Source organism: Priestia sp. 10L35 (assembly GCF_056395685.1).
Genome location: NZ_JBFTKA010000003.1, coordinates 775,813 through 798,429, shown reverse-complemented (window position 1 = coordinate 798,429; position 22,617 = coordinate 775,813). Strand labels below are relative to the sequence as shown.

The following is a 22,617-nucleotide window of genomic DNA, read 5'->3' as shown; positions in this document are numbered from 1 at the left end:
AAGCTTACAAAACTTTTATTTTGTTGATCTAAAAGTCGAAAACGAAGGGACTTCAAGCTTGTGCTTAGTGTAATGGTTGTTGCTTTCTGTAATGGTGGCGTAGACTCATGCGCCTTTTCTAAATTATAGTTTGGAACTCTTGGAGCCAAATGATGTACATGATGGAAACCAATATTACCTGTTACCCATTGTAAAACTTTAGGAAGCTTGTAATAGGAGCTACCATCAACCGCAGCTTTCACGTAATCCCACTCCTTTTCGTTTTCAAAGTAGGAATCCTCAAATTGATGCTGTACGTAAAATAGCCAAATTCCCAGTGATCCTGCTACAAAAAGTATGGGAGCTTGAACGAGCAGAAAAGCTTGCCAACCAATACCCCAACATAAAAGTGCATACACTGCAACAATTGAGAAATTGGTTAAATATGTGTTCAAACGTTCCTTTCGTTTCGCGTCTTTTCGATTCAATCGGTTAGAAACTAAGAAGAGATAGATGGGACCTAATCCAAACATAACAAGTGGATTGCGGTACACTCGGTAAGCTAACCGACCCCAGTAGGAAGCTGCAACATACTCATCAACTGTCATGACCCACACATCACCAGTTCCTTGTTTATCTAAGTTGCTGCTCGTGGCATGATGAATCGAGTGGCTTCGTTTCCACTGTTCATACGGAAACATGGTGATAACCCCACTGATTGTACCAAGGATATTATTCGCTTTTCGGCTTTTGAAAAATGATTGATGACAACAATCATGGAAAATAATGAAGGTTCGGACGACGAACCCGGCTGTAACAATAGCTATTGGCAGTGTTAGCCAATAAGAAACGGACAAACTTTTATAAGCTAAAAACCAAAGTAGTAAAAACGGAAGAAATGTGTTTATTAATTGCTTTATACTCGATTTCGTATTGGATTTTTCAAAAGGTGCTACATTTTTTCTTAATTCAGTCGTTTTTTGTTTGCTCATGTGTTCCTCCTTACATCTTTCTTTACATTGATTAGTATTCAACTCTTCTTTATATTTATAGTAGAACATAGTAGCTGGTAATAAAAGATATAAACGTCAAGTAGTTAGTATGACAATTGTCATACATGTGTGAATGTATTTTCTTAATAAAAGGAAAAGGGTATGAAAAAATTCAGTTTCATTAAAGCATTAGCATTATTTCAGTCCTAGCTGTTTAAAAGCACTCATCAGTGTGTACCTTTCTAACAGGTTTTGTGCCACTATTTTTAAAATATAATGCGAACAAGTAACTACTTCTACTATAATGTCTAGGATTGGAGGTAGCTTTTCAGAGCTATGAAGTTTCAACTGTCGTGCACTTTGTTATAAAACAGAAAAACCTATTGGTTCATCCGGCACCAGTAGGTTTTTCTATTTAAAACAACAAGGATTTTAAAGTATTGGATAGATGCCTCACGGCGTCTTGTTTAGTTTGCTCGTTATAGTAGATATTATTCAATGTAGGCAATCTAAATATAATAAAATGAAAAATAATATTAGATTGTTTTTGTCAGAAATCATAACAAAGTCATAGCTTGCTTATATCGGTTTATATGTAATGTATTAAATCCAAAAGCTGCTCTTTTCTTTTTGAGTATTTTTTCTCAGTTTATTTCAGCTGATACAGCTAGCTGGGTATGTTGGGCTTATGGAACGGAGATCGTTATCGCAGTAGGTTTGTGGTTTATCTTTATTTCGACAGTGATTTTCAGTCAAATTTAACTTTTTGATCAATTCTTCAGTTGTTAAAACTTTGGCAAACTCATTATCTAAAGTTGCTAATGACACAGTATGTATTTGTTCAGCTGGATAATATGCATTATCTGCTCCTTTTATTGCAAATGCAGCTGTGGCATCTGATATGAGATACGTTTCAAATCCTAAATTTTTACTCATTCGAGTAACAGTTAATACACAATGTGGAGTTGTTAATCCTACTATTACGACTTTTTCTATTTTGTTTTCTTTCAAATGATTCTCAATCTCCTTGATTTTTTCTGAATATTTTAACATATTTATAGATATATGCCTTTAAAATGGTATAATATAGAGAACGTCAGTTCGGGAGGCTTAATATGCAAACAAAAAAAGTTTATATTTATGTATTTAATACAATGTCAGATTGGGAGTATGGATATTTAATTGCTGAACTAAATTCAGGAAGATATTTCAGGCAAGGTTTAGCCCCTTTAAAAGTAATGACGGTAGGAGTTAATAAAGAAATTATTAAAACAATGGGGGGGCTAAGTATACAGCCAGATATTTCTCTTGATGAGTGCACTTTTCTGGATAAAGATCTTTTAATTCTACCGGGAGGGAATACATGGAGTGAGGAGATTCATCAACCTATATTGAAAAAAGTTGGGGAAGTTTTAGAGCTTGGTACTATTGTAGCTGCAATTTGTGGTGCTACTGATGCCCTTGCAAATAGTGGGTACTTAGATTCTAGAAAGCATACGCTTAATAACTTAGAATATACAAAAATGGTCTGTCCTAATTATAAAGGAGAGAAGTTGTATGAGATTGGACCTGTAGTATCCGATAATAACATGATTACTGCTTCAGGAGTAGCACCTCTAGAATTCGCGAGGGACGTATTAAAAAAATTAGATGTATTTGCATCAAATACATTAGATTCATGGTATAGCTTAAATAAAACTCAGAAGTCCGAATACTTTTTTCAGTTAATGAGTTCAATATAGATTCCTAATTATATACAAGGTCGATTACAATAATTTTCTTTTTTATTTTTGTAGATACCTATAATCAAACTTATGTAAACTCAAGAAAAAGCCTATGTACTTGTCAGGAGTACATAGGCTTTTAATAATTAAGACCATTAATATATACAATACTACTATTACCTCAATAACTGCTTCATCTTCTCTTTTGTCTCATTCTCCTCACGAGGCTGATAAACAGTCACTTTTAATTGGGGTGCATCATACACTTGGAGCGTAATATGATCCATAATCATTTTTCCTGCTACAGGGTGAATAATAGTCTTTTTTCCACAAGGCGTACCTAAAACTTCATGGTTAGACCACCACTCATAAAACTGAGGGCTTCTGTTGCTAAGCTCACTGATCATGGTTTTAAACCACTCATCTCCTACAAAACGTGTGTAAGCTAGGCGGAATTGAGCAATTAGTCGTTGGGCATGATCTTCCCAATTTTGAAAAAGATTTTGATATTCTTGGGAAGTGAAGCAGCGCCACACTGCATTGCGGTTTCGCTCATCCATCTCGTTAAAATCCCCAAATACCATTACAGCAGCTTTATTCCAGTCTACAATATTAAGTTTTTCGTCTGTTACATAGGCAGGGCATTGGCCTAATTGGCTTAATAAATTTTTTACAACGCGATCTATATTTTCTCTTTCATTCTGTACGGTTGCAGATGGAAGTGGCTGATTGCCTAATAAAAATAAATGCTCCATTTCTTCTTTGCTTAATTTAAAAATACGTGATATGGCTTCTAATACTTCAGAAGATACTTGTATATCTCGTCCTTGTTCCAGCCACGTATACCAAGTTATGCCGATTCCTGCTAGTTGAGACACTTCTTCTCTGCGTAATCCATTGGCTCTTCTCCTCGGTCCAATAGGCAAGTTAAAATCTTTTGGAGACAATCGTTCTCGTCTTAACTTTAGAAAATCCCCTAATTCTTTTCTTCTTTCTTTATCGCTTACCATGATTTTACTCCTTTGTGTAGGTAGTACTTTTACTACTAGTATAACTAGACTCCTATTACCATTATAATCCTTATTTTATGATCTTGGTAAGGGAGGTGAAACAGATGATAGTAAAAGGTAGCGAAAAAAAGTCTCATATATCAAGAGGCTTAGTTCTTTTAATGGCTACAGTTTGCGGGTTTACAGTGGCCAATGTCTATTTAAACCAAACTCTTTTAGTAAGCATGTCCGCCAGTTTTCACGTTTCAGCAGCCGACATAGGTATTATAGCGACTTTAGCTCAAGTTGGATATGCGCTAGGAAATCTTTTTTTAGTACCGCTAGGAGACATCTTCGAACGAAAAAAATTGATTTTGATTTTATTATTCGCTATATGTATCGTTCTCGCTTTAAACGCTTTATCTATCAACAAAACGAGGATGATGGTTACAACCTTAGCATTAGGAATCGTAACGGTTGTTCCTCAAATTATCGTTCCGCTGGCTGCGAATATAGCTTCAGATCATAGTAGAGGAAAAGTTTTAGGAAATGTCACCATTGGATTAGTTTGTGGTATTTTAGGCGCTCGGCTTGCTAGTGGATTTATTGATGTTCATTTTGGATGGCGAATGGTGTATTGGACGTCTGCTGTGGCTACACTTTTTATGATTTTGTTAGTTTACGTCTATTTTCCAAGAAGTAAAGGAGGAAATGCAACCAGTTATAAACACTTGCTCATGTCGTTAGGTCCGCTGTTTATAAAAGAAAGAGCCCTGCAAAAAGCATGTGTAAGTCAGGGGATGATGTTTGCTTCTTTTAGCGCATTTTGGACCACGCTTGTCTTTTTATTACATACACATCCCTATTCGTATGGAAGTGACATGGTAGGGGTAATAGGGTTAGTCGGGATAGCGGGAGCGTTTGCTACGCCAATTATCGGACGTTTAATTGATACAAAAGGGGCAAAGTTTGCAAGTCTTTTGTGTATGTCCGTATCTTTACTTGCTTTTATAGGTCTTATACGGGAAGGGTACTGGTTACCTGGATTAATTTTAGGAGCTCTCCTTATAACGATAGGGACTCAAGCGAATCAAGTTGCCTGTCAGTTTACTATTTTCCAATTAGGAGAAGAGAAAAGAAGTCGATTAAATGGATTATATATGGTTTCCACATTTTTAGGCGGGTCCCTAGGATCTTACGTGGGTTTACTTGCATGGAGTAAATGGCAGTGGCATGGAGTGTGTGCCATAGCCATACTGATGATAGCCATTAGCTTTTGTTCTTTAATTCCAACGAACATTCCTACAAAGACGATAGAAAATTTCATGAGTAAGAAAGGAAGTAAAATGTAATGAGAACACATACAGATAACTTTCAACGAGGATTAGATATATTAGCTAGGATTGATCCAGAGAACTATGAGGATATAATGGCAGGCTTTGAACAGTCAGCTCTCCCTGATTTAGGAATGCTAGCTGTAGAGTTTAACTACGGACAAATTTTCTCGAGAGGAGGTTTAGACTTAAAGTCACGCCTTCTTGCTACAGTGGCTGGCCTAACTGCATTAGGTAATACGGAACAGCTGAAATTTTATCTAAACGGGGCTTTGAATGTTGGATGGACACAGGAAGAAATTTTAGAAGCAATGTTACAAATGGTCATTTATGCTGGATTCCCTGTAGCTTTAAAAACGATTTTGACAGTTGCTAATGAAGTCTTTTACGAAAGAAATGAAAAGGAGAAACAAAATGATTATTGATAGTCATGCACATGTGGTTTTGCCTATAGAGAAACATATTAAAATGATGGATGAAAGTGGAATAGATAAAACCGTATTGTTTTCTACTCTTGTTCATCCAGAAAAAAGCAGTAATGTTAAAGAATTTACAACGGAAATGAACAAATTACATCAAATTCTCAATAATGAGGTGAATCCCTTACAAGCACGCTTAAATGCGCTAGAAGAAGTAAGCGTTGCGATTAAGGAATACCCGAATAGGTTTGTCGGATTTGGTTCGGTTCCGCTTTCCTATTCTCCTGGTGATGTCAATCTAAACTACTGGGTAGAGAAGCTTGTCAAAGAGCAAAAGATGAAAGGTCTTGGAGAATTTACTCTTGGCCCAGATCAAATTCCATTGTTAGAACCTATATTTAAAGCAGCGAGTGACTATATGTCTTTACCTATCTGGGTACATACTTTTCATCCTTTGAACTTAAAGGATATTCAAGAGTTATTTCTTCTCACTCAAAAATATGAAAATGTGCCGGTTATATACGGGCATATGGGCGGAATTCATTGGCTACAAACGATAGAAATGATAAAAGACACCAAAAATGCATACTTAGATATATCAGCATTTTATACAACATATGCCTTGTCTTTGGCTATAAAAGAAATACCTGAAAGAACGTTATTTAGTTCAGATTTTCCATACGGAGATCCATACTTAAATCTACAGGCTGTTAAGCGGCATACATCTAGTGGAGAAGTTGCAGACAGAGTGTTAGGTGGGAATATCTCGAATCTGCTAAATATATAAATTCAGCGTTTTTGTTTGATGTTGTGTTGCATGGGATAACGAGCAGTGAATTTTAAAATTATTTTCTGCCTTGAAATAAAAAAGGCAGCCAAATAGAGGGCTGCCTTTTAAACAAGATTGAACAACTAGAATTACGCCTTATCATCACGTATGATGAATTTCATTTGAAATATATCATATTCTGTAGTCTTTCAGTTTCTTAATTCTACTCTCGGAGATAACTTTAAAGACTCACATTATAAGATCTACTTACTTAATTTTGTTTATTGCTAACAAGAGTGACATGCGGAGTTTTACCTTTTGATTTCCTAGATGAAAGATAAACGCCAGCAAAGATAATAAGTAGTCCAACGATTATGTGTGGAGTAATTGTCTCTCCCAGTAGTAAATAACCCCATACCATGGCGGAGGCAGGGATCAGGTAAGTAACCGTCGCTGCTAATTCAGGGCCACCATTTTTATTGATATAAAAATAGATTAACTGACCCAATCCTGAGCCAAAACAGCCGAGACCCACAATTGCCAGAATCGGAAGTGGATGAATCAACAAATCTGATTTAAATGGTTCGGTAATCAACATCCCAACTAAACCGATGATAGCACCTGTTAGTAGGGTGAAGGTTGTTATAGTTAGTACGCTCACCTCAGACAAAAACCGTTTTGTTAACTGCCCAGCAAGCCCATAGCAGATACAAGCAACAAGCATTGTTCCAATCCCAACAAACCCTTTCCCGAAAATCTGACCAAATTGAAAATTCATGAGGACGAGTATCCCGAAAAAACCGATAAGAATACCGATCCACTGACGTCCGGTAAGTCGATAAGAAAAAAGAATAAATCCGATAAGACCTGTCCAGATTGGAGTGGTCGCATTCAGAATGGAGGCAGTCGTACTGTTTATCTCAGTTTCGCTTAAGGAAATTAATCCCCAGGCTAAACCACAGTTAAATATACCAACAACAATCAACGCCTTCCAGGGGAGTTTTTCTTTAACTTTTCTACGCTTTCACCATAAAAACGGGAGCAAGATGATTGCACCTGCTAAACAACGAAAAAATACAATTCCCCATATTCCAGCTGAGGGAAGCAGCCACTTCATAAATACAAAAGATAAACCCCAAATTAAACTAAGCCCAATTAAGGCTCCATACAATCGAAACATAATACACCTCCTTACTTCACTTATTATGGCAAATTTTGTTGATTATTTCATTCCGAAATTTTGCTTTGTAGAACATTTTCTCATGTTTTTTTGTTTTCGTTATCTCGATACCTTTCTCTAGGTATATAAGGTATTTCTTTTTTTATAAAATAATAAATTCGACGTTATTCATAGGAATAATTCGGAAAACTTTAGAGTTTTTATTGAAAAGGGAACGTTTGTTCTTGTATAATATAGAGAACGAATGTTCTTTTTGATAGGTTCTTTGGATCGATTATGAGCAGCTACTAAACAGAGTCATTATATGTATCGACATGAAGGCATTCTTTGCTTTGTTTTTTTCTATATTAAATGCAAACGTTGAAGAAGAGGAGAAAATGAGCTTGTTGGAGGATGTTGTAATCAGCGTGAAAGAAGCCTATGCCCTTGCCAAAACGATTGATTAAATTGGGCTTTCTCTTTAAGAGCACCCAACTATACCATCATCTTAAAGGGAAAAGATAACCAATATATAAATTATATAAAATTAGTTTTCTAAGGAGAAATAACATTGAACTCTACACTCAATAATTCAGAAAATATAAAAAGGGAAGAAGGACAAAAGCAGCTGCTTGAAAAAAGTCTTCAAGCTCATAGAAATAAAAAATGGATAATCAACTTTACTTGTACTATATCTTTTCTTTTAGCAATATTATGTTTTTGCTTTCAAGTGCCAGACGCTATAATTATTACTGTTATCTTACTGTTCATATGTGTAACTTTCCAAACCGCACATAAAATGTTAGATAGAAAAATAGAGCTGCGCTTGAAACGTATAAAGCAGGATCATAGAAAGATCATATTCAAGATAAAATAAATCCTAACTTCCTGCCTACAATTTTTAAAAGTTTAGACACTCTTGCTACGAATCAATAACGTGTCATCTTTTTGCTTGTTAGTTTAAAGCTAGGGGTTTTTGAATAGATGTAATCCAAGAATGAACGCTTTTTTACTTGTTATTGGACTCACTCGATGCTTTAGTTTAAAAAAGGAGGGCTTTATGAATTACTCTAAACTGCTTCAATATCAAGGCTGTATTTATTTAAACTCTATATTTGAACCTGAGGATAACGCGCTAATAGTGGATATTGAACGTTGCAAAATTAGTGGAAATGCAGATGAAGAGATAACAGGAGAAAGCACTTCTTCTTCTTATGCCTCTATTGATGTGGATTACGCACTTCCTATAATTCGACTTACATTTGATTGGTACATTGCATACTCTGTTAGAAACGAAAGTTTTACTGTAATAGATGAATATGAAATGTATAGAGGAGGCGCTTTTGCAGTTTATTCAAAGTCCAGATATCTAGATTTTATCGAAGTTGGTACCATAGCTGACGATATACACCCTGGCCCGTTTAAGCACTATGGAATACATGCTTTGAATCATATAATTGATGTGGTTTCAACTGAACCTCCAAGTATTTCAGTAATACAAAGAGATCGAGAACAAGAGTAAAAAATGAGGTTAATATGTGGCACATTAACTATATTAAGAGGGTAGCAACGCTTAATGGATCAAGAGGTGTTATAAGTCAAGGATAGTTTCGCTATATCATTTGGAATATTTAAGATATTTAGACGCGATTTCGAGGAAAGAAATACAAACCACTTAGTATTAATTGGAGAGGGCTATAAACATAAGGGGTAAAAACAATGGAATTTCATGAGGCGTTAACCTATGTAAATGAGAACTTTTATGAACCAAATCACTTCGTTATAAAAGCTATTCGAGAAGAAGCTCAGAACTCAGATTATGGCGCTGGTATATTTCAGTTAAATTCAAAATCTATAAGATTTAGGGTAGCGAAAACTACACCTAATAAGGTAGGGCAGTTTGTATCCTTTTGGGAAAAAGATGCGGCTCATAAAAACCAAGCCTTTTCGTATGGAAAAGCTACCGATCTATTAGTTATTAATACCTTCACTAGTACAAATAGATTTGGACAATTCATTTTTCCAAAAGAGATTCTTTTAAAACAAAAAATCCTTAAAACGGCTACCACAAAAGGTAAAATGGCTATTAGAGTGTATCCGATATGGGATAAACCAACTAGCAAACAAGCTATGAAAACACAAAAATGGCAATTAGAATATTTTGTTGAGACGAATGATGCGAACGATTTGCTCCATCAAAAATTATTAAAGCTATACATCTAGAGTGGCAAGGGTTAAAGCCTTATATATGAATTAGCAAGTGCACTTTACATAATATAAGAAGAGTCAATGCGTAACAAAGACAGGATTCATTCAGTTTTTTGATTCTTTAGGTGAACTGTTTGTTTTTATTGATGACACGTTTGGTTTAAAGAACAAAATGAGATTAATTGAGCTAATCGATGTTTAATTCGTGTAGAGTTAAAGTATAAAGAATGATTGTAATGTAAGAAATGTTTTTTGGAAAGAGGGATTGTATGGAACAGATAGGTTATGTATCTTTATGGATCGGTAAGTTTTCAACTAGCGAAGAGCTAGAAAAATATCTGTTGGTTGCTTATACGGAAGATGGAGATGCTATACCCTCACAATTTGAAAAGGACTTTAAAGTTGATTACTTTGACGAAGATTTTAGCGAAGCTCATTATGCAAATCAGGATATGCGTAAGCTCTCGCACCTGTTAAAAGGCTGTTCGTATGATGGTGTAGTAATTCCTAACTTTGTTGAAAAATATGGAGAATATTTGCCTGATGGTTTCAACAGTATGATTTTAATTTATGATTTTAATTTATGATTTCCAGCACAATAAAAAGAGTGATAACGAAATTAATGGTGTTAAATATTTAGGAAGTATTAGGTATGGATAGTTATGAACAAGGTGGTATTCATATCCATTTTGCTTTACATATAAAAACAGAGAACTTTGATTCTGCCATTAAAGTATTAAACGATGCTAGTATTGACTATAAGGTTATAGAAGAGGTTAATATCAATATGCAAAAAGAGAAGCGGCTGTATTTTAAGGATAATGAAGATAACGTTGTAGAATTCTACACGTTGGATATGAGGGAAGATTAATAAAGAGCGAATCAAACATTGATTTGCTCTTTATTATAAATGGCTGCTAAGAATACGCTTTATGTAAAGCGAAAAAATCTTTCACTGTACCTATATAAAAAACAATGATAGCCAAGAAATCACAAAGAAGGTTACAGAAAAAACTATAACCTCAATATTAAACTTCTACTCTTCTAAAAGTGTCCCCAAGGAAGTTATTCAATTCAATAAACTGTTTTTCGATAGGGGTAAATTCATAATTTAGCCGGGAAATGAGATAAAAGTCAGTGTACCGATAAGGTGTTGGAACTTCTAAAAAATTATGGATATTATAACGGTTTGCGATACGCTTAGATATTAAGGAAATTCCCATGCCCATTAACGCAAATTGTACTAATGTTTCTGGATCGCTAACTTCGATCATGTCACCTTGTTCAATATGTAAGCTGGCGTAAATAGTATCTAATATTGTCATGTATAAGCACTTATCTGAAAGTACCAGTATATTTTTTTGCCTTACATAGTCATCAAATGTCGTGTGTTGATCAATATCGCGACCAATGACAACCATTTCTTCTACGCCTACTTTTTTATATTTTATCTTTTGGTTGTTTAATGATCCAATTGTATAAGCTACATCGATTTGTCCAAGTAGAATTTGATTTTCGATATATTCGGTTGAACCCGTTTTTAGTGTTACTGCTAGATCTGGATAGGTGTTGTAAAGTTTGTTTAAAGCGCTTGAGAATTGAGTGCCCCCAACTGATATCATGGTGCCAATACGGAGTTTTTCATCTTGTTTCTTCATTTTATTTTCAGTTTCTTCCCAAAGAAGCAATATTTTTTTAAATTGGTGATACAATTTTTCTCCTTGCTTGGTTAATTTAACGCCTTTAGAGTTTCTAATAAACAGTTCTTGATTATAATAGCTTTCTATTTTCTTTATTTTTGCGGTCATATTGGATTGAAGGTGGTTCAAGTTTATTGCAGCAGCAGATATACTTCTTAATTCCGCCACTGAAACAAAAGCTTTCATATTTTCAATATCCATTCATATTCACCCTCCATCAAAAAAAGTGATATAGCCATCATATTTTAACATTTAAAATAATGATTCATTTTAATTATACTTGATTAAAAGGTAATATTTTCTACAAAATATTGGAGGAATGTCTAATGAAGGAGAAATTAATAAAAGTAGGAATTATAGGGGGATCTTTAAATAATCAATGGGCGAGTAAAACACATATTCCAGTGCTTAAGGAAAGCCCTTTTTATCGAATAACCGCAATTGGAACATCAAAAGCGGAAACCGCCAAGGAAAGCGCGAGGGTACTTGATGCTTCCCGCAGCTTTACAGATCATAAGGGATTAGCCCAATCTAAAGATGTTGACTTAGTAGTAGTTAGTGTAAAAGTTCCGTTTCATTACGAAGCTTCAATTGCTGCCATAGAGGAAAAGAAACATATTTATTGCGAGTGGCCTTTAGGTGTAGATACTAAGCAAGCAATTAAACTGGCAAAGTTAGCGGATGAGGCGAACATTCATCATGCGATTGGGTTACAAGCAAGACAATCTCCCGAGGTGAATTATGTAAAGCAGGCTATTAACCAAGGGGAAATTGGAAGAATTATTTCCTGTACCATGCAGGTAGCGACACAAGGGAAGGGTGGAATAACAGATGAAGCAAACAGCTATATCTTAAAAAAAGAAAATGGAGCGAACCTTCTTACAATCAACGGTGGACACTCGCTTGATGTTCTGTGCTACATCTTAGGTGATTTTAAAGAGTTATCGTCGATAATGAATACGCATTATACAGAAGCTCTCATACAAGGAACAAAAGTTACGGTTCGAAAGGATACAGCGGATCAAATCTTAATACAGGGAACACTCGACGGTGATATTTCCGCTTCTGTTCATATTCAAGGCGGAGTTTATCCTGCTTTTCAATTAGAGATTAGAGGAGAAAAAGGTGTTTTTCGCTTAACTCAGAATTCTTCATCCGGTCACGTACAATTTGGTAATCTTAAATTAGAGAAGGTCAAGTATCCTACTTATTTATTAAGTACTGAAAGTGTGTATGTTGAAGAGATAAACGTATCTTCGGTAAAAGATAATCATCCAAAAGATTACGTTGAAAAGGCTTATCAGGTGTTAGCAAAAGATATATTTGAACACAAAAGTCAAATTCCAAACTTCCACGATGCTGTTAAACTTCATCAACTATTGGATGCGGTTCGAATATCTGCAGAGACTGGTGAAAGGGTAACGCTTGATAAATAAACGAAAGCCTCTTTCTTATAAAGTTAAAATGTTTATAATTTTAATAACTATCAAGTCAATTGTAGAAGGGCATTTCCTATATTTGAAGAATAGTAACACCATTAAATGAATTAAAGGTTGCCTGTATGGCTGCTAGAGCCACAGATTAAAAAATTGAATAGGAGTGTTCTTTAATGACAAATAGCAAAATGAATCCTAAGGTTAATGAATTTTTAAATAAAGCTAAAAAGTGGAAAGAAGAATATGAGACGTTGAGAAAGATTGTTCTTGACTGTGAGTTGACCGAAGATTTTAAGTGGATGAATCCTTGTTACACGTTCGAGAAAAAAAACATTGTTTTAATGCATGGTTTTAAAGAATACTGTGCGTTGCTGTTTCCTAAAGGTTCTCTGTTACAAGATTCTCATGGTATTCTAATTCAACAAACGGAGAATGTACAAGGCGCGCGACAAATTCGGTTTACCAATGTGCAAGAAATAGCTGAAAAGGAAGCCATCTTGAAAGCTTATATTGATGAGGCCATCGAGGTGGAAAAAGCCGGATTAAAAGTCCAAGTTAAAAAGCCTGAAGAACTCATTATTCCTGATGAGCTACAGCATAAATTTGATGAAATACCTGCTCTAAAAGATGCTTTTACTACATTGACTCCAGGACGGCAAAGAGCATATATTCTTCATTTTTCTGCAGCCAAGCAATCTAAGACTCGAGAATCAAGGATTGAAAAATGCATTCCGAACATTCTTAATGGAAAAGGATTAAATGATTAGTACATTTTATTTAAAACATGGCCAATATAAATTGTTAATGTATTTGAGTCAAAAGTGAAACAAGGTTAAGTGAACTGACTGATGTTCCATTTGTATAAAAGTAGAGTAAATTTAAAAAAATTTTATTTGAGGAGAAAATGCTATGGAAGTTTTTGCAGAATATTTAGCGCGTATAGATAGCCCTGAGCACCGTGACCGAACAGAGGAGGTTTTGACTTGGATTGCTAATACTTTCCCGAATTTGGAACCACAAATCAAATGGAATACGCCAATGTTTACTGATCGTGGAACATTCATCATCGGCTTTGCCTCAGCGAAACATCATTTGAGCGTTTCACCTGAAGAAACAGGCATCGTGCACTTTAATAATGACATTGCTCAGGCTGGATACAGCGCTACCAAAGGCTTGTTTCGAATTCTATGGACTGAGCCAGTAAACTATGAATTACTTAAAAAAATAATTGAGTTTAATATTTTAGATAAGAAAGACTGTTCAACTTTTTGGCGGAAATGAAAAGCAGATTATGAACGGAGAAGAAGGAGGGTACAGAACGGTGGATTTTGAAATGGTTATGAAAGAACTTGAAGCGCTTGGTACGGAACGAATTAAAAAGACTTACATAAACAATGGTGCACACGATCCACTTTTTGGAGTGGCAACAGGGAAAATGAAGCCGATTGCAAAGAAAATCAAGAAAAATCAGGCTTTAGCCGAGCAGCTTTATGCGTCTGGCAATTATGACGCTATGTATTTTGCTGGTATCATTGCAGACCCAACAGAGATGACTGCGGAGGATTTTAAGCGTTGGATCGATAAAGCGTATTTTTACATGCTGTCCGATTATGTAGTTGCAGTAACTTTGTCAGAAACCGATTTTGCGCAAGTTGTTGCTGATAAATGGGTGGCAAGTGATGAAGAACTTAAAATGTCGGCAGGTTGGAGTTGTTACTGCTGGCTTTTGGGTAATCGTCCTGACGATGAATTTAGCACAAGCAAGATTGCCGATATGCTTAATCAAGTGGAAAATACGATTCACGATTCTCCAGATCGAACGAAATCGGCTATGAATAATTTTATCTATACAGTGGGTATTTCATATTTGCCACTTCATGAGAAGGCGCTTGAAACTGCAAAGGCAGTAGGTCCAGTCGAAGTTAAGAAGGATAAGAAAAAAAGTAGTATTCTTCTTGCTTCCGAAAACATTCAAAAGGATATAGATAGAGGACGGCTTGGGTTCAAACGCAAACATGTAAGGTGTTAGCATAATTTGTAATGGAGCTGCACTACCTGAAACAAGACTCACAAGTATTTAATGATAATTAGCTTACTATACGCATGATGTTTTGTTCCTTCATAAACCATCCATTGAAGAAGTGGCAGGGGATAAAAGCTAAAAAACTCTTGAGAAAAGGAGAGATTAAAAATGAACATCCAAAAGGGAAATCTAAGAATCTGTCATAAAGGACATAAATATTATAAAAGCAGTAGCTGTCCGACCTGCCCAACCTGTGAGCAAGAACGGAAACCTGAAGAGGGATTTCTTTCCATGCTATCAGCACCAGCAAGACGAGCATTGGAAAGCAACGGGATAACTTCTTTGCAGCAGCTATCAACATTTAGTGAAAAAGAGATATTACAATTTCATGGTATGGGGCCGGCTTCTTTACCTAAACTTAGAACAGCTTTGCAGGCCAATGGGTTAGTCTTTAAAGATTAAACATTCATTAAGGATAGTTAAAACAAGAAATAGATCTGGATAAAGTGTACGAATAAGCTGAATTTCTGGATATGGAAGGATGTTAAGAGATAAAAAAGTAGTGGGAAAAAGAAGGGTTGGAGATTTAAGTTGAATCACAAACTAGATAAAGCATTAGCATTACGAAAGAATGGAAATCACAAAGAATCTAACGAATTGCTAAGTGAATTAGTTAAGGAATTTCCAGACGATGCTTTATATAACTATCAATGTGCTTGGAGCTTTGACATATTAGGAGAAGAAGAAAAGGCAGTACCCTTTTACGAAAATGCCATAAAGATAGGATTACCTTCGAAGGATATGGAAGGGGCAATATTGGGATTGGGCAGCACATATAGAGCCTTGGGGGAATATGAAAAGTCAAAAGATATATTTTTAAAGGGAATGGAATTATTCCCAGATAATCATGTAATTAAAGTGTTTTATTCTATGACCTTATACAATTTAAAAGAACATAGTCAAGCGATGGAACTGTTATTGAAGTGCTTACTAAATACGACAAATGACAATGAAATACTAAGTTATAAAAAAGCCTTACATTTTTATTCAGATAAACTGGATCAGACTTGGAAGTAGCTTGTGAAATTCACTGAATATAAGTTCGTTTTCTGAAACGAGGAGAGGACTTTTTTTGTAACAATACTGGCAGGCTTCCTGCGATAAAATGACTTTTTTAAATGATAGAGTGTGAAGAAGTACATTTAAACTATAGGGGGCGTTTGTTGAATAAGAGAGTCCTTACATATTATATATGTCTAATATGTAAGGAACCTTATTAGAAATAGATTTGAAATATGAGATCTTTGCTTTAGATCTTGCGCTTCTTTCTTTGTTGAAGCACTTATGTTTGTACCACTCTATCTCTATCCTTACTAAACTCTTCTTCAATTAGCTTATCCATGAGAAAATGATAAAAAACGTGATAATTTGTTTTAGTTAGTTTGTCCAGTTCCTGGTGAGTGATAATATTATGTTGGATGAGTAAACCTATAGCAGCTGATATACAATTTACTTTTAAATCTTCTTCCCCTAACATATAAATCACCTTCCCTTAGTTACTAAGTAACCCATTCTATATAATAGGCATACTTAAGACACGGACTTATATAAGCTCTTTTCTCAATATTGCTCTCGTGCTGATAGAAAATGATAATAAAATGTTCTTAACACTTTTTAATGCATACTGTTATTTTTATATACTGCGCTTTCTTTTCCTGCAAAAAAAACTAAACGATTCAAAATTTCCCTTATTATGGAATGTTACATTTGTTTTTAACAGTTAGGGAAGCTTTTGAACGCTCAGTATGTATCTGAATGCCAACACCAAGAACTTATGAACGCCATCCAAGGAAAGTGAATAATGGAATTTATTTTAATTGTTTTCTATTATTTATCTTATGTAAATGCGAAATAAATGTGGTTTTCCTGTAAGTAAAATACTGTTGTTACAAGTTAGTGAGGTAGAAGTATGAAAGAAACCAATAGTAAGAATTTAAAATCTGAAATTATAAAAAAGCATGAGGTATTATTTGCAAAGAGACTAGAACTTGAGAGTGAAGCAAGCCGTTTGATGTTAGAAATTAATTTATTAGATGCACAGAATACTCTTGATAATGTAAGTCAATTAAACCAACAGATAGATGATATAACCTCTGAAATGGATTATTTGAAACAAGCCCTTGAAGCTATCAATTAAGCTATATATCAAAGTGTAACTAATTCTATAAGTATAACCACGAGCAAATTAGAAAAAAGTGATCAACATGGAAGAGAAAGAACAGTAAGAAATAAATCTTACTAAAGTGTATGAATACGCTGAATCTCCAGATGAAATCTTATCAAAACCTAAATCATAAAAAAGCTAATTAAATTATATTGATAAACCTACTTAGTCTAATTAGACTATTGTAAACAAAGAAAGAAGGCGTTTCTATGAAATCTGTATTGTTAATTGGACAATCAAATATGGCAGGCAGAGGATTTATTGAGGATGTACCGCCGATTTATAATGAGCATATACATATGTTGAGAAACGGTAGATGGCAAACGATGGCAGAACCACTTAATTTTGATCGTCACATATCTGGTGTTGGGCCGGCAGCCTCTTTTGCTCAAGCTTGGACAGAAGATCATCCTGACGAGTCCATTGGATTAATACCATGTGCCGAGGGAGGAAGCTCAATTGATGAGTGGACAATTGACGGACTATTAACAAGACACGCGGTTTCTGAAGCGAAATTCGCAATGGAAACAAGTGAGTTAGTGGGAATTCTGTGGCATCAAGGAGAAAGCGACAGTTACGGAGAACGTTATAAGACGTATAAAGATAAATTGCTTTCATTATTTAAACATTTGAGAGAAGAATTGAATGCACCAGATATCCCGATTATTATAGGTGAGTTGGGGCATTACCTTGGAGATGTCGGATTTGGAAAAAGCGCTGTAGAATATAAACAAATAAACCAGATATTATCTAAAGTTGCCCACACTAAAAAAAATTGTTATTTTGTAACATCAAAAGACTTAACAGCAAATCCAGATGGCATTCATATTGATGCCGTCTCTCAAAGAAAGTTTGGATTAAGATACTATGAGGCTTTTTCAAAACAAAAGCATGTTTTAGATGTTTTGGACGTTGAGCATGAATGGATTGAAAAGGAAGCAAAGCGTGAACTAACTAAAAATGAGCGTATATTTGTTGAAAGTATGAAGTTTGCCTTGGGACAATTAAGTTTTGAGGAGTTTTCTATTAATATCTCTACTATTATTAATGAAAGTAATTAAAGCAAAATTAATCCCATTTTATGAGGAGAGATCAATTGATTCCACTTTTAATCTTAGGTTTGTTAAAAGAAAACCAGGTTCATATGGATATGAACTTTTGGCAATTATGAATGAGTGGAGTTAGTATAGATTTGTTAATTATTAAAACTAAAAAAAGGAGAATCCTTTAAACAGGAACTCCAAAAAGCCGGTATTCAAGACACGCAAATTTTTCAAATGCAACTAGCGGAGAAGTTGCAGACAGAGTTTTAGGTGGGAATATTTCAAATCTGTATTTCTCCTCTCGTTTCAGAGAAATGGAAGAACATTCGGGAAAAGTTTATTCAACGAATTTCAGAAGACATTGCCTATGCGCAGCGCAATGGATTAGCCCGTAAAGATGTACATAACGAGCTAGTAGCAAGAGGGTGGTTTTTCACTAATGAAATGTACCTTTGGGAAATTGTTCGTAATGAATATGAGCATCCTGTAGAACAAATTGCTAAGAATATCGCATCTATTTACATTAAAGGACTCTATTTATAATTTCGGTGCGTAAATTGAATTTGTTTGAAACAAGTATATAGTATCCCGCTACTATTCAACATTCTCTGCAGAAAAAAGGGGCCGTTTCCTCATATACTCTCTCATGGGTATAGATAATAGTATAAATATAATAAAGCTCACTAAACGTTGAACGTTTAGTGAGCTTTTTACTCTATGGAAAAGTATTATTTAATTTGAACTTTACTTCCGTTTATTTCTAAATACCATTTACCTTTTGCATAGCTATCTTTTGAAATCTCAAACACTTTAATGTCTGTTACTTTAATGTTAGGGTTCAAGTCACTTGCAATTTTAGAGTTATCAATATCTGTTTCGATTGCATAATTTGATGTTGCATCAATATCTGCTTCATATTTTGTACCTTTTTCGTCAACTAAATTAATTGATGGAACTGAGAAAGCATTTAAAGGTTTATCAGATACGTTTTTAACAGTCCATTGCACAGCAACAAGTGTACCGCCTTCAGAAGCTTTTTTATTTGCATATTGGTTTCCAACTTGTTCTTTTTCCTCTACTTTTGTTACAGAAACTTCCGCTTTATCATCTACTGTAAAAGTGTCTCCCACTTTATGAGCTTTTTGTTCTTCTGATTTTGAAGAGTTAGAACTAGATCCAGAACCACTATCATCTCCACCGGATGCTACGACAGCAATTACTACAATAAGTGCAATAAGAATAATAAATCCTAAACAGCCAATCTTAAAAATTTTTTTCATTTTAGTACATTTCCTCCTGTAAACATTAAACATGCATTTATTATGTATTTAAAATACATGTTTAATGTTTACATATATATAGTTATATTACAATATTAAATTTCCTTATTTTAATAATAGGTTAGATCAAACTGCTTAATATACACTAATAGGGACTTATTATCCTGAAATTAAGTCTCGATATGTTTGTTTTGGTTAATTTTAGTATATGTAAATTATTTTACCAATATATATATACTAAAATAGGATGTGAGTATGTATATCAAAATAACTAGCAGAAACTTCTAGCAATAAGAAGAGGGAATCGTAAATGCAAGGTCCAGTAGACAGTTTATTAAAAGAGTTGCACTCCCCTCATCGTTCGGATATGGTTATTTAGGAATTCATTTTTATAGTGCTACAGCAGAGGGAAAAGAGAGGATCTAGAAAAGTAATGAACAAGTATGACTATATTAAAAGACAATTAGCGAAAACGAATAAAAAAAACGATGAAAATTATATCATTACAAGGATCTGGCATTTGCTTGATAATTACGATATAAAAATAAATACTCAACAGTATGTAGTACGATCAAATAAAAACCAAAAGGCTGAATACGGATTAATTGATTTGTATTTTCCGCAGTTTAATTTGGCGGTTGAAATTGATGAAGCCCATCATAAGAATGATATAAATCAAACACTGGATGAAATTAGAAAAAACGATATTGTGAATGCGTTAGATTGTGAATTTATCAGAATAGATGCTACTCAATTTCTTGAAAAGATTCACGAAAAGATCGACCAGGTAGTGGAAAAAATTAATCTGCTAACAAAGGAGAAATGGTTTATTCCATGGGATTTGGAGAAGGAATATGATCCAAATACTTATATTGAACAAGGATATATAGATGCTGATGACAATGTTTCTTTACGGTTAGTTGCAGACTGTTGCAATGTGTTCGGAGCTGGCTATGCTCACGGGATTCAAAAAAGCGGCGCACCGCACAAGTTTGAAGAAGATACAGATATTAAAAGATTAAAATTTTTCCCTAACGAAACGTGGAACAATCAACTTCTTGAAAACGAGGAAATATTTATTAAATATAATACAATTCCAGAAGAGAACGAAGTCTACTTTCAAAAAAGAATGTATCAGCTGAATCAGAAGATCGCGCTATTCGCATATGCAAAAACCTCTTCGGGACGATTTGAAGCAATATTTAAAGGACTTTATGTACTAAATCGTGAAAAAAGCAAAAATACAGGTGTTCTGACTTATGAAAGGATGTCGACCATAATGCCGACTTATTATCCAAAAGATGTTAAACAACCTCTTAGAGTCGCAGAAGCCTATAATAACGACGGATATAAAGTAGCACACTTTTGTACAGAGAATCAGGTTAGAAAATTTGAAGGTAAGTATAAAAAAAGATATAAGATAATATCGTATACATAAAAAGATCGTTTTTCTTATAAGTTTCGGAAAGAGTTGTTATGTTAAGCTACACTTTTTTATTTTGTTATAATACTTAACGATTATCTAATGTGAGATACTTTCTTTTTATTTGAATTCTGTTTTCATAATAGAATTCAAATTCTCTTTAGCTTGGTGCCTCTTTTGCACATAAGTCTTCTTCACTCTATAAAAGAAACCTCCGTTCAAGTCATAAATTTGAACGGAGGTTTTTTATTATCCTCGAAAGGTTAAATTTATTTTTTATTTACTTGGCGTCCACTTTTTTTCTGGCTCTGGGAACTTGTGTTGCCAGTTTGAAATTCATTGCCTAATTCAACATCATTTCTTTTATCTTGCTTCTCCACTTGCTCTCTTGTTTGATTCTTTTTCTGTATCCCTTGTTTTGACATTACTTATCTCATCTCGCTTTCATTTAGTATTGTTTTTAATATGTGCAACTATAAGAAAAAACATATAAATTAAATAAATAATTTGTTAGTTGCTTCTGAATCAAAGCCCTATTTGCCACTAGGCGAGCCCCAGCATATAAACAACCGAGCACATCTTACATTACTACTTACACCTCACCTAATGCAGTAATTATTCTTTTTTAGTTTTAGGGTGAACGGACAAGCTTTATGGGATTAATTTGATTTTGGGATAGGTGAGAATAGTATCGTAAAAGAGACACATAATTAGTAAGACAATTACTGTTGTTTAATGTGTCAAGAGATGAAGATTTTACTCATTTTTGGAGGAAGTTGTAATGGAGAAAGATCAAACGTTGAAAAATGCGATGAATGAATGGGCACGTGTGACTGAGGATCCACAAATGTTAATGACTTATGAAGTAAACCAGGAATTCCAAGTAGATGAAACATTGACATTAAAAAAAGCTGAAAAGCAAGGGGGAAAAAGAGCTATTAAGAGAGTAGCATTAAGAATGCTGCAAAAAGGTATGGATAATCAAACAATATCTGAATTAACGGAGCTTACAGAAGAAGAGATTGAACAGATGCGTAAATAACGAATGTAAACCGAGGGCAGGAAGGAATAGATCCAAAACAACATTTTATTTTATTACAATAAAAAAAGGCTACCCAAAAATAGAAAAGAGGTAGCTTGCTCTACTGAAGTAAAAGATTGAATACATTGGTTGAGTTAAAACAACTACATTATTTTAACATGTATAAATTTTTTAGTAAAACGCTATCATTTCCAGTTTTATTACCTAATTTCCTCTGCTAAAATGGAATCATAGGGATGAAAAGAGAAGGGTAGATGAGGCATATGAGTACGAGTCTATTGCTAACTTTAGGAGTTATATTTTTGGCAACAATAGCTATAGCCATTTTAATTAAGATTCCAGAAGAAGATTAAACTGAATAATAAAATAAAAAGCTATCTCAAATAATAAAGGAGATAGTTTTTTTACTGCTTTATGTCTCATTTGAAAAATTAAAATTGATTTTATATAGAGGAATTAAATGCATAAAAATTAATTAAAAACAAATACTTTCACTGTCATAAATAAAAAGGAGGCTAGATAAAGATGGATGCACAAAGAGCACAAGAAATTGCCGATTCAGTGGACATGGCCAATGTAATATATAACGGGAAAAGCATTTACATTGAGCATGTAGACCAACAAAATGGGGTAGCTACAATTCATAACCTGGATGAACCAAATAATAAGCAAAGTGTTTCTATATCTGAACTAACAGAACAATAATTTACTCTTAGAATAAAAAAGCCATTTTATTTAGGCTTTTTTTATTTTTCTCTTATTTTTATGGAGAGAGGATAAGAAGAAAAAATAACCACATTAGAAAAGTAGTGTTAGATCAAGGATGTATAAAAATCTAACCGTAATGAAATTCACTTTTAAATGGAGGACTCA

30 protein-coding genes and 2 pseudogenes are annotated in these 22,617 nt (G+C 34.3%); 23 read left to right on the top strand and 9 right to left on the bottom strand.

Features of this window, described 5'->3' with window-relative positions; all coding sequences use genetic code 11:
* The coding region (gene desA, locus AC1DEF_RS15560; protein ID WP_477727425.1) for a Delta(5) desaturase DesA at positions 1-971 on the bottom strand (971 nt) is incomplete at its 3' end.
* Between the two features lie 630 nt (positions 972-1,601).
* Here desA and AC1DEF_RS15555 point away from each other — a divergent pair.
* Positions 1,602-1,733: a hypothetical protein gene (locus AC1DEF_RS15555; protein WP_230185485.1), complete on the top strand. Its 132-nt coding sequence runs from the start codon at positions 1,602-1,604 to the stop codon at positions 1,731-1,733.
* A 6-nt stretch (positions 1,734-1,739) separates the two neighbouring features.
* Here the strand turns inward: AC1DEF_RS15555 and AC1DEF_RS15550 are convergent.
* Positions 1,740-1,994: pseudogene (locus AC1DEF_RS15550) on the bottom strand (isochorismatase family protein); the annotation flags it as partial.
* Between the two features lie 92 nt (positions 1,995-2,086).
* Here AC1DEF_RS15550 and AC1DEF_RS15545 point away from each other — a divergent pair.
* On the top strand, positions 2,087-2,713 hold the full coding sequence (locus AC1DEF_RS15545; RefSeq protein WP_097823002.1) for a type 1 glutamine amidotransferase family protein: 627 nt from the start codon (positions 2,087-2,089) through the stop codon (positions 2,711-2,713).
* 158 nt (positions 2,714-2,871) lie between these two features.
* On the opposite strand, the gene AC1DEF_RS15540 is transcribed toward AC1DEF_RS15545, so the two are convergent.
* Positions 2,872-3,705, bottom strand: coding sequence for a helix-turn-helix transcriptional regulator (locus tag AC1DEF_RS15540; protein WP_097823001.1), 834 nt, complete (start codon positions 3,703-3,705; stop codon positions 2,872-2,874).
* 104 nt (positions 3,706-3,809) lie between these two features.
* Here AC1DEF_RS15540 and AC1DEF_RS15535 point away from each other — a divergent pair, with 104 nt between their 5' ends.
* From AC1DEF_RS15535 to AC1DEF_RS15525, 3 genes are read left to right on the top strand one after another with little or no spacing between them, the layout of a single operon-like run.
* A complete protein-coding gene (locus tag AC1DEF_RS15535; RefSeq protein WP_097823000.1) occupies positions 3,810-5,036 on the top strand; it encodes an MFS transporter in 1,227 nt (408 codons plus the stop codon).
* A complete protein-coding gene (locus tag AC1DEF_RS15530; protein ID WP_097822999.1) occupies positions 5,036-5,443 on the top strand; it encodes a carboxymuconolactone decarboxylase family protein in 408 nt (135 codons plus the stop codon). Before AC1DEF_RS15535 ends, AC1DEF_RS15530 begins: the two co-directional genes overlap by 1 nt.
* A complete protein-coding gene (locus AC1DEF_RS15525) occupies positions 5,433-6,224 on the top strand; it encodes an amidohydrolase family protein (RefSeq protein WP_097822998.1) in 792 nt (263 codons plus the stop codon). Before AC1DEF_RS15530 ends, AC1DEF_RS15525 begins: the two co-directional genes overlap by 11 nt.
* Before the next feature lie 253 nt (positions 6,225-6,477).
* Here the strand turns inward: AC1DEF_RS15525 and AC1DEF_RS15520 are convergent, their stop codons facing one another.
* Together AC1DEF_RS15520 and AC1DEF_RS15515 are read right to left on the bottom strand one after the other, a co-directional pair.
* Entirely contained in the window at positions 6,478-6,930 is a 453-nt protein-coding gene (locus AC1DEF_RS15520) for a DMT family transporter (protein ID WP_368484536.1), read from the bottom strand.
* Between the two features lie 63 nt (positions 6,931-6,993).
* Positions 6,994-7,386, bottom strand: a pseudogene (locus AC1DEF_RS15515) (DMT family transporter); the annotation flags it as partial.
* A gap of 314 nt (positions 7,387-7,700) precedes the next feature.
* On the opposite strand from AC1DEF_RS15515, the gene AC1DEF_RS15510 reads away from it, so the two are divergent.
* The 6 genes from AC1DEF_RS15510 to AC1DEF_RS15485 all read left to right on the top strand — a co-directional run bounded on the left by AC1DEF_RS15510 (position 7,701) and on the right by AC1DEF_RS15485 (position 10,444).
* Positions 7,701-7,832, top strand: coding sequence for a hypothetical protein (locus AC1DEF_RS15510; RefSeq protein WP_255256546.1), 132 nt, complete (start codon positions 7,701-7,703; stop codon positions 7,830-7,832).
* Positions 7,833-7,936: 104 nt separating this feature from the next.
* On the top strand, positions 7,937-8,242 hold the full coding sequence (locus AC1DEF_RS15505; RefSeq protein WP_097822997.1) for a hypothetical protein: 306 nt from the start codon (positions 7,937-7,939) through the stop codon (positions 8,240-8,242).
* Positions 8,243-8,425: 183 nt separating this feature from the next.
* Positions 8,426-8,887: a hypothetical protein gene (locus tag AC1DEF_RS15500; protein WP_097822996.1), complete on the top strand. Its 462-nt coding sequence runs from the start codon at positions 8,426-8,428 to the stop codon at positions 8,885-8,887.
* 197 nt (positions 8,888-9,084) lie between these two features.
* The gene (locus tag AC1DEF_RS15495) at positions 9,085-9,588 is read left to right on the top strand and encodes a MepB family protein (protein WP_097822995.1); all 504 of its coding nucleotides are present in this window, start codon (positions 9,085-9,087) and stop codon (positions 9,586-9,588) included.
* 254 nt (positions 9,589-9,842) lie between these two features.
* A complete protein-coding gene (locus AC1DEF_RS15490) occupies positions 9,843-10,160 on the top strand; it encodes an immunity 22 family protein (RefSeq protein ID WP_255255684.1) in 318 nt (105 codons plus the stop codon).
* A 65-nt stretch (positions 10,161-10,225) separates the two neighbouring features.
* A complete protein-coding gene (locus AC1DEF_RS15485; protein ID WP_097822994.1) occupies positions 10,226-10,444 on the top strand; it encodes a hypothetical protein in 219 nt (72 codons plus the stop codon).
* A 157-nt stretch (positions 10,445-10,601) separates the two neighbouring features.
* Here AC1DEF_RS15485 and AC1DEF_RS15480 read toward each other — a convergent pair whose 3' ends face one another.
* Positions 10,602-11,474 carry a LysR family transcriptional regulator gene (locus AC1DEF_RS15480; RefSeq protein ID WP_097822993.1) on the bottom strand — a complete coding sequence of 291 codons (873 nt, stop codon included), beginning with the start codon at positions 11,472-11,474 and terminating at the stop codon, positions 10,602-10,604.
* 125 nt (positions 11,475-11,599) lie between these two features.
* On the opposite strand from AC1DEF_RS15480, the gene AC1DEF_RS15475 reads away from it, so the two are divergent.
* The 6 genes from AC1DEF_RS15475 to AC1DEF_RS15450 all read left to right on the top strand — a co-directional run bounded on the left by AC1DEF_RS15475 (position 11,600) and on the right by AC1DEF_RS15450 (position 15,809).
* Entirely contained in the window at positions 11,600-12,709 is a 1,110-nt protein-coding gene (locus AC1DEF_RS15475; RefSeq protein ID WP_097822992.1) for a Gfo/Idh/MocA family protein, read from the top strand.
* A gap of 173 nt (positions 12,710-12,882) precedes the next feature.
* Positions 12,883-13,476, top strand: a complete 594-nt coding sequence (locus AC1DEF_RS15470) for a YdeI/OmpD-associated family protein (protein WP_097822991.1) — start codon at positions 12,883-12,885, stop codon at positions 13,474-13,476.
* Positions 13,477-13,618: 142 nt separating this feature from the next.
* Positions 13,619-13,990 carry an iron chaperone gene (locus tag AC1DEF_RS15465; protein WP_097822990.1) on the top strand — a complete coding sequence of 124 codons (372 nt, stop codon included), beginning with the start codon at positions 13,619-13,621 and terminating at the stop codon, positions 13,988-13,990.
* Between the two features lie 40 nt (positions 13,991-14,030).
* Entirely contained in the window at positions 14,031-14,738 is a 708-nt protein-coding gene (locus AC1DEF_RS15460; protein ID WP_097822989.1) for a DNA alkylation repair protein, read from the top strand.
* A gap of 162 nt (positions 14,739-14,900) precedes the next feature.
* Complete coding sequence (locus tag AC1DEF_RS15455) at positions 14,901-15,194, top strand: RNA polymerase alpha subunit C-terminal domain-containing protein (protein WP_097822988.1); 294 nt, start codon at positions 14,901-14,903, stop codon at positions 15,192-15,194.
* Positions 15,195-15,323: 129 nt separating this feature from the next.
* Positions 15,324-15,809: a tetratricopeptide repeat protein gene (locus AC1DEF_RS15450; RefSeq protein ID WP_097822987.1), complete on the top strand. Its 486-nt coding sequence runs from the start codon at positions 15,324-15,326 to the stop codon at positions 15,807-15,809.
* 265 nt (positions 15,810-16,074) lie between these two features.
* Here AC1DEF_RS15450 and AC1DEF_RS15445 read toward each other — a convergent pair whose 3' ends face one another.
* On the bottom strand, positions 16,075-16,269 hold the full coding sequence (locus AC1DEF_RS15445; protein ID WP_043981009.1) for a hypothetical protein: 195 nt from the start codon (positions 16,267-16,269) through the stop codon (positions 16,075-16,077).
* Positions 16,270-16,701: 432 nt separating this feature from the next.
* Between AC1DEF_RS15445 and AC1DEF_RS15440 the strand changes: the two genes are divergently transcribed.
* The 3 genes from AC1DEF_RS15440 (at position 16,702) to AC1DEF_RS15430 (ending at position 18,542) form a co-directional block, all read left to right on the top strand.
* On the top strand, positions 16,702-16,929 hold the full coding sequence (locus AC1DEF_RS15440; RefSeq protein ID WP_097822986.1) for a hypothetical protein: 228 nt from the start codon (positions 16,702-16,704) through the stop codon (positions 16,927-16,929).
* Between the two features lie 236 nt (positions 16,930-17,165).
* Positions 17,166-18,017: a sialate O-acetylesterase gene (locus AC1DEF_RS15435; protein WP_477727424.1), complete on the top strand. Its 852-nt coding sequence runs from the start codon at positions 17,166-17,168 to the stop codon at positions 18,015-18,017.
* Between the two features lie 252 nt (positions 18,018-18,269).
* Positions 18,270-18,542, top strand: coding sequence for a hypothetical protein (locus AC1DEF_RS15430; protein WP_255255683.1), 273 nt, complete (start codon positions 18,270-18,272; stop codon positions 18,540-18,542).
* A 185-nt stretch (positions 18,543-18,727) separates the two neighbouring features.
* Here AC1DEF_RS15430 and AC1DEF_RS15425 read toward each other — a convergent pair whose 3' ends face one another.
* Entirely contained in the window at positions 18,728-19,279 is a 552-nt protein-coding gene (locus AC1DEF_RS15425; RefSeq protein ID WP_097822984.1) for a DUF4352 domain-containing protein, read from the bottom strand.
* 433 nt (positions 19,280-19,712) lie between these two features.
* Between AC1DEF_RS15425 and AC1DEF_RS15420 the strand changes: the two genes are divergently transcribed.
* Positions 19,713-20,717, top strand: a complete 1,005-nt coding sequence (locus AC1DEF_RS15420) for an AbaSI family restriction endonuclease (protein ID WP_097823075.1) — start codon at positions 19,713-19,715, stop codon at positions 20,715-20,717.
* A gap of 254 nt (positions 20,718-20,971) precedes the next feature.
* On the opposite strand, the gene AC1DEF_RS15415 is transcribed toward AC1DEF_RS15420, so the two are convergent.
* The gene (locus AC1DEF_RS15415; protein WP_013058266.1) at positions 20,972-21,127 is read right to left on the bottom strand and encodes a hypothetical protein; all 156 of its coding nucleotides are present in this window, start codon (positions 21,125-21,127) and stop codon (positions 20,972-20,974) included.
* Positions 21,128-21,483: 356 nt separating this feature from the next.
* Between AC1DEF_RS15415 and AC1DEF_RS15410 the strand changes: the two genes are divergently transcribed.
* Positions 21,484-21,744 carry a hypothetical protein gene (locus AC1DEF_RS15410; RefSeq protein ID WP_043981048.1) on the top strand — a complete coding sequence of 87 codons (261 nt, stop codon included), beginning with the start codon at positions 21,484-21,486 and terminating at the stop codon, positions 21,742-21,744.
* Between the two features lie 525 nt (positions 21,745-22,269).
* On the top strand, positions 22,270-22,449 hold the full coding sequence (locus AC1DEF_RS15405) for a small acid-soluble spore protein H (protein ID WP_013058264.1): 180 nt from the start codon (positions 22,270-22,272) through the stop codon (positions 22,447-22,449).
* Positions 22,450-22,617: the final 168 nt, after the last annotated feature.

Bases quoted from the DNA above. Each gene is read 5' to 3' on its own strand.
- AC1DEF_RS15520 (WP_368484536.1), bottom strand. From the start codon at position 6,930: ATGCTTGTTGCTTGTATCTGCTATGGGCTTGCTGGGCAGTTAACAAAA.
- AC1DEF_RS15475 (WP_097822992.1), top strand. From the start codon at position 11,600: ATGAAGGAGAAATTAATAAAAGTAGGAATTATAGGGGGATCTTTAAAT.
- AC1DEF_RS15495 (WP_097822995.1), top strand. From the start codon at position 9,085: ATGGAATTTCATGAGGCGTTAACCTATGTAAATGAGAACTTTTATGAA.
- AC1DEF_RS15420 (WP_097823075.1), top strand. From the start codon at position 19,713: ATGAACAAGTATGACTATATTAAAAGACAATTAGCGAAAACGAATAAA.
- AC1DEF_RS15510 (WP_255256546.1), top strand. From the start codon at position 7,701: ATGAAGGCATTCTTTGCTTTGTTTTTTTCTATATTAAATGCAAACGTT.
- AC1DEF_RS15415 (WP_013058266.1), bottom strand. From the start codon at position 21,127: ATGTCAAAACAAGGGATACAGAAAAAGAATCAAACAAGAGAGCAAGTG.
- AC1DEF_RS15490 (WP_255255684.1), top strand. From the start codon at position 9,843: ATGGAACAGATAGGTTATGTATCTTTATGGATCGGTAAGTTTTCAACT.
- AC1DEF_RS15500 (WP_097822996.1), top strand. From the start codon at position 8,426: ATGAATTACTCTAAACTGCTTCAATATCAAGGCTGTATTTATTTAAAC.
- AC1DEF_RS15440 (WP_097822986.1), top strand. From the start codon at position 16,702: ATGAAAGAAACCAATAGTAAGAATTTAAAATCTGAAATTATAAAAAAG.
- AC1DEF_RS15470 (WP_097822991.1), top strand. From the start codon at position 12,883: ATGACAAATAGCAAAATGAATCCTAAGGTTAATGAATTTTTAAATAAA.
- AC1DEF_RS15485 (WP_097822994.1), top strand. From the start codon at position 10,226: ATGGATAGTTATGAACAAGGTGGTATTCATATCCATTTTGCTTTACAT.
- AC1DEF_RS15425 (WP_097822984.1), bottom strand. From the start codon at position 19,279: ATGAAAAAAATTTTTAAGATTGGCTGTTTAGGATTTATTATTCTTATT.
- AC1DEF_RS15525 (WP_097822998.1), top strand. From the start codon at position 5,433: ATGATTATTGATAGTCATGCACATGTGGTTTTGCCTATAGAGAAACAT.
- AC1DEF_RS15455 (WP_097822988.1), top strand. From the start codon at position 14,901: ATGAACATCCAAAAGGGAAATCTAAGAATCTGTCATAAAGGACATAAA.
- AC1DEF_RS15435 (WP_477727424.1), top strand. From the start codon at position 17,166: ATGAAATCTGTATTGTTAATTGGACAATCAAATATGGCAGGCAGAGGA.
- AC1DEF_RS15480 (WP_097822993.1), bottom strand. From the start codon at position 11,474: ATGGATATTGAAAATATGAAAGCTTTTGTTTCAGTGGCGGAATTAAGA.
- AC1DEF_RS15405 (WP_013058264.1), top strand. From the start codon at position 22,270: ATGGATGCACAAAGAGCACAAGAAATTGCCGATTCAGTGGACATGGCC.
- AC1DEF_RS15535 (WP_097823000.1), top strand. From the start codon at position 3,810: ATGATAGTAAAAGGTAGCGAAAAAAAGTCTCATATATCAAGAGGCTTA.
- AC1DEF_RS15445 (WP_043981009.1), bottom strand. From the start codon at position 16,269: ATGTTAGGGGAAGAAGATTTAAAAGTAAATTGTATATCAGCTGCTATA.
- AC1DEF_RS15410 (WP_043981048.1), top strand. From the start codon at position 21,484: ATGGAGAAAGATCAAACGTTGAAAAATGCGATGAATGAATGGGCACGT.
- AC1DEF_RS15540 (WP_097823001.1), bottom strand. From the start codon at position 3,705: ATGGTAAGCGATAAAGAAAGAAGAAAAGAATTAGGGGATTTTCTAAAG.
- AC1DEF_RS15465 (WP_097822990.1), top strand. From the start codon at position 13,619: ATGGAAGTTTTTGCAGAATATTTAGCGCGTATAGATAGCCCTGAGCAC.
- AC1DEF_RS15545 (WP_097823002.1), top strand. From the start codon at position 2,087: ATGCAAACAAAAAAAGTTTATATTTATGTATTTAATACAATGTCAGAT.
- AC1DEF_RS15530 (WP_097822999.1), top strand. From the start codon at position 5,036: ATGAGAACACATACAGATAACTTTCAACGAGGATTAGATATATTAGCT.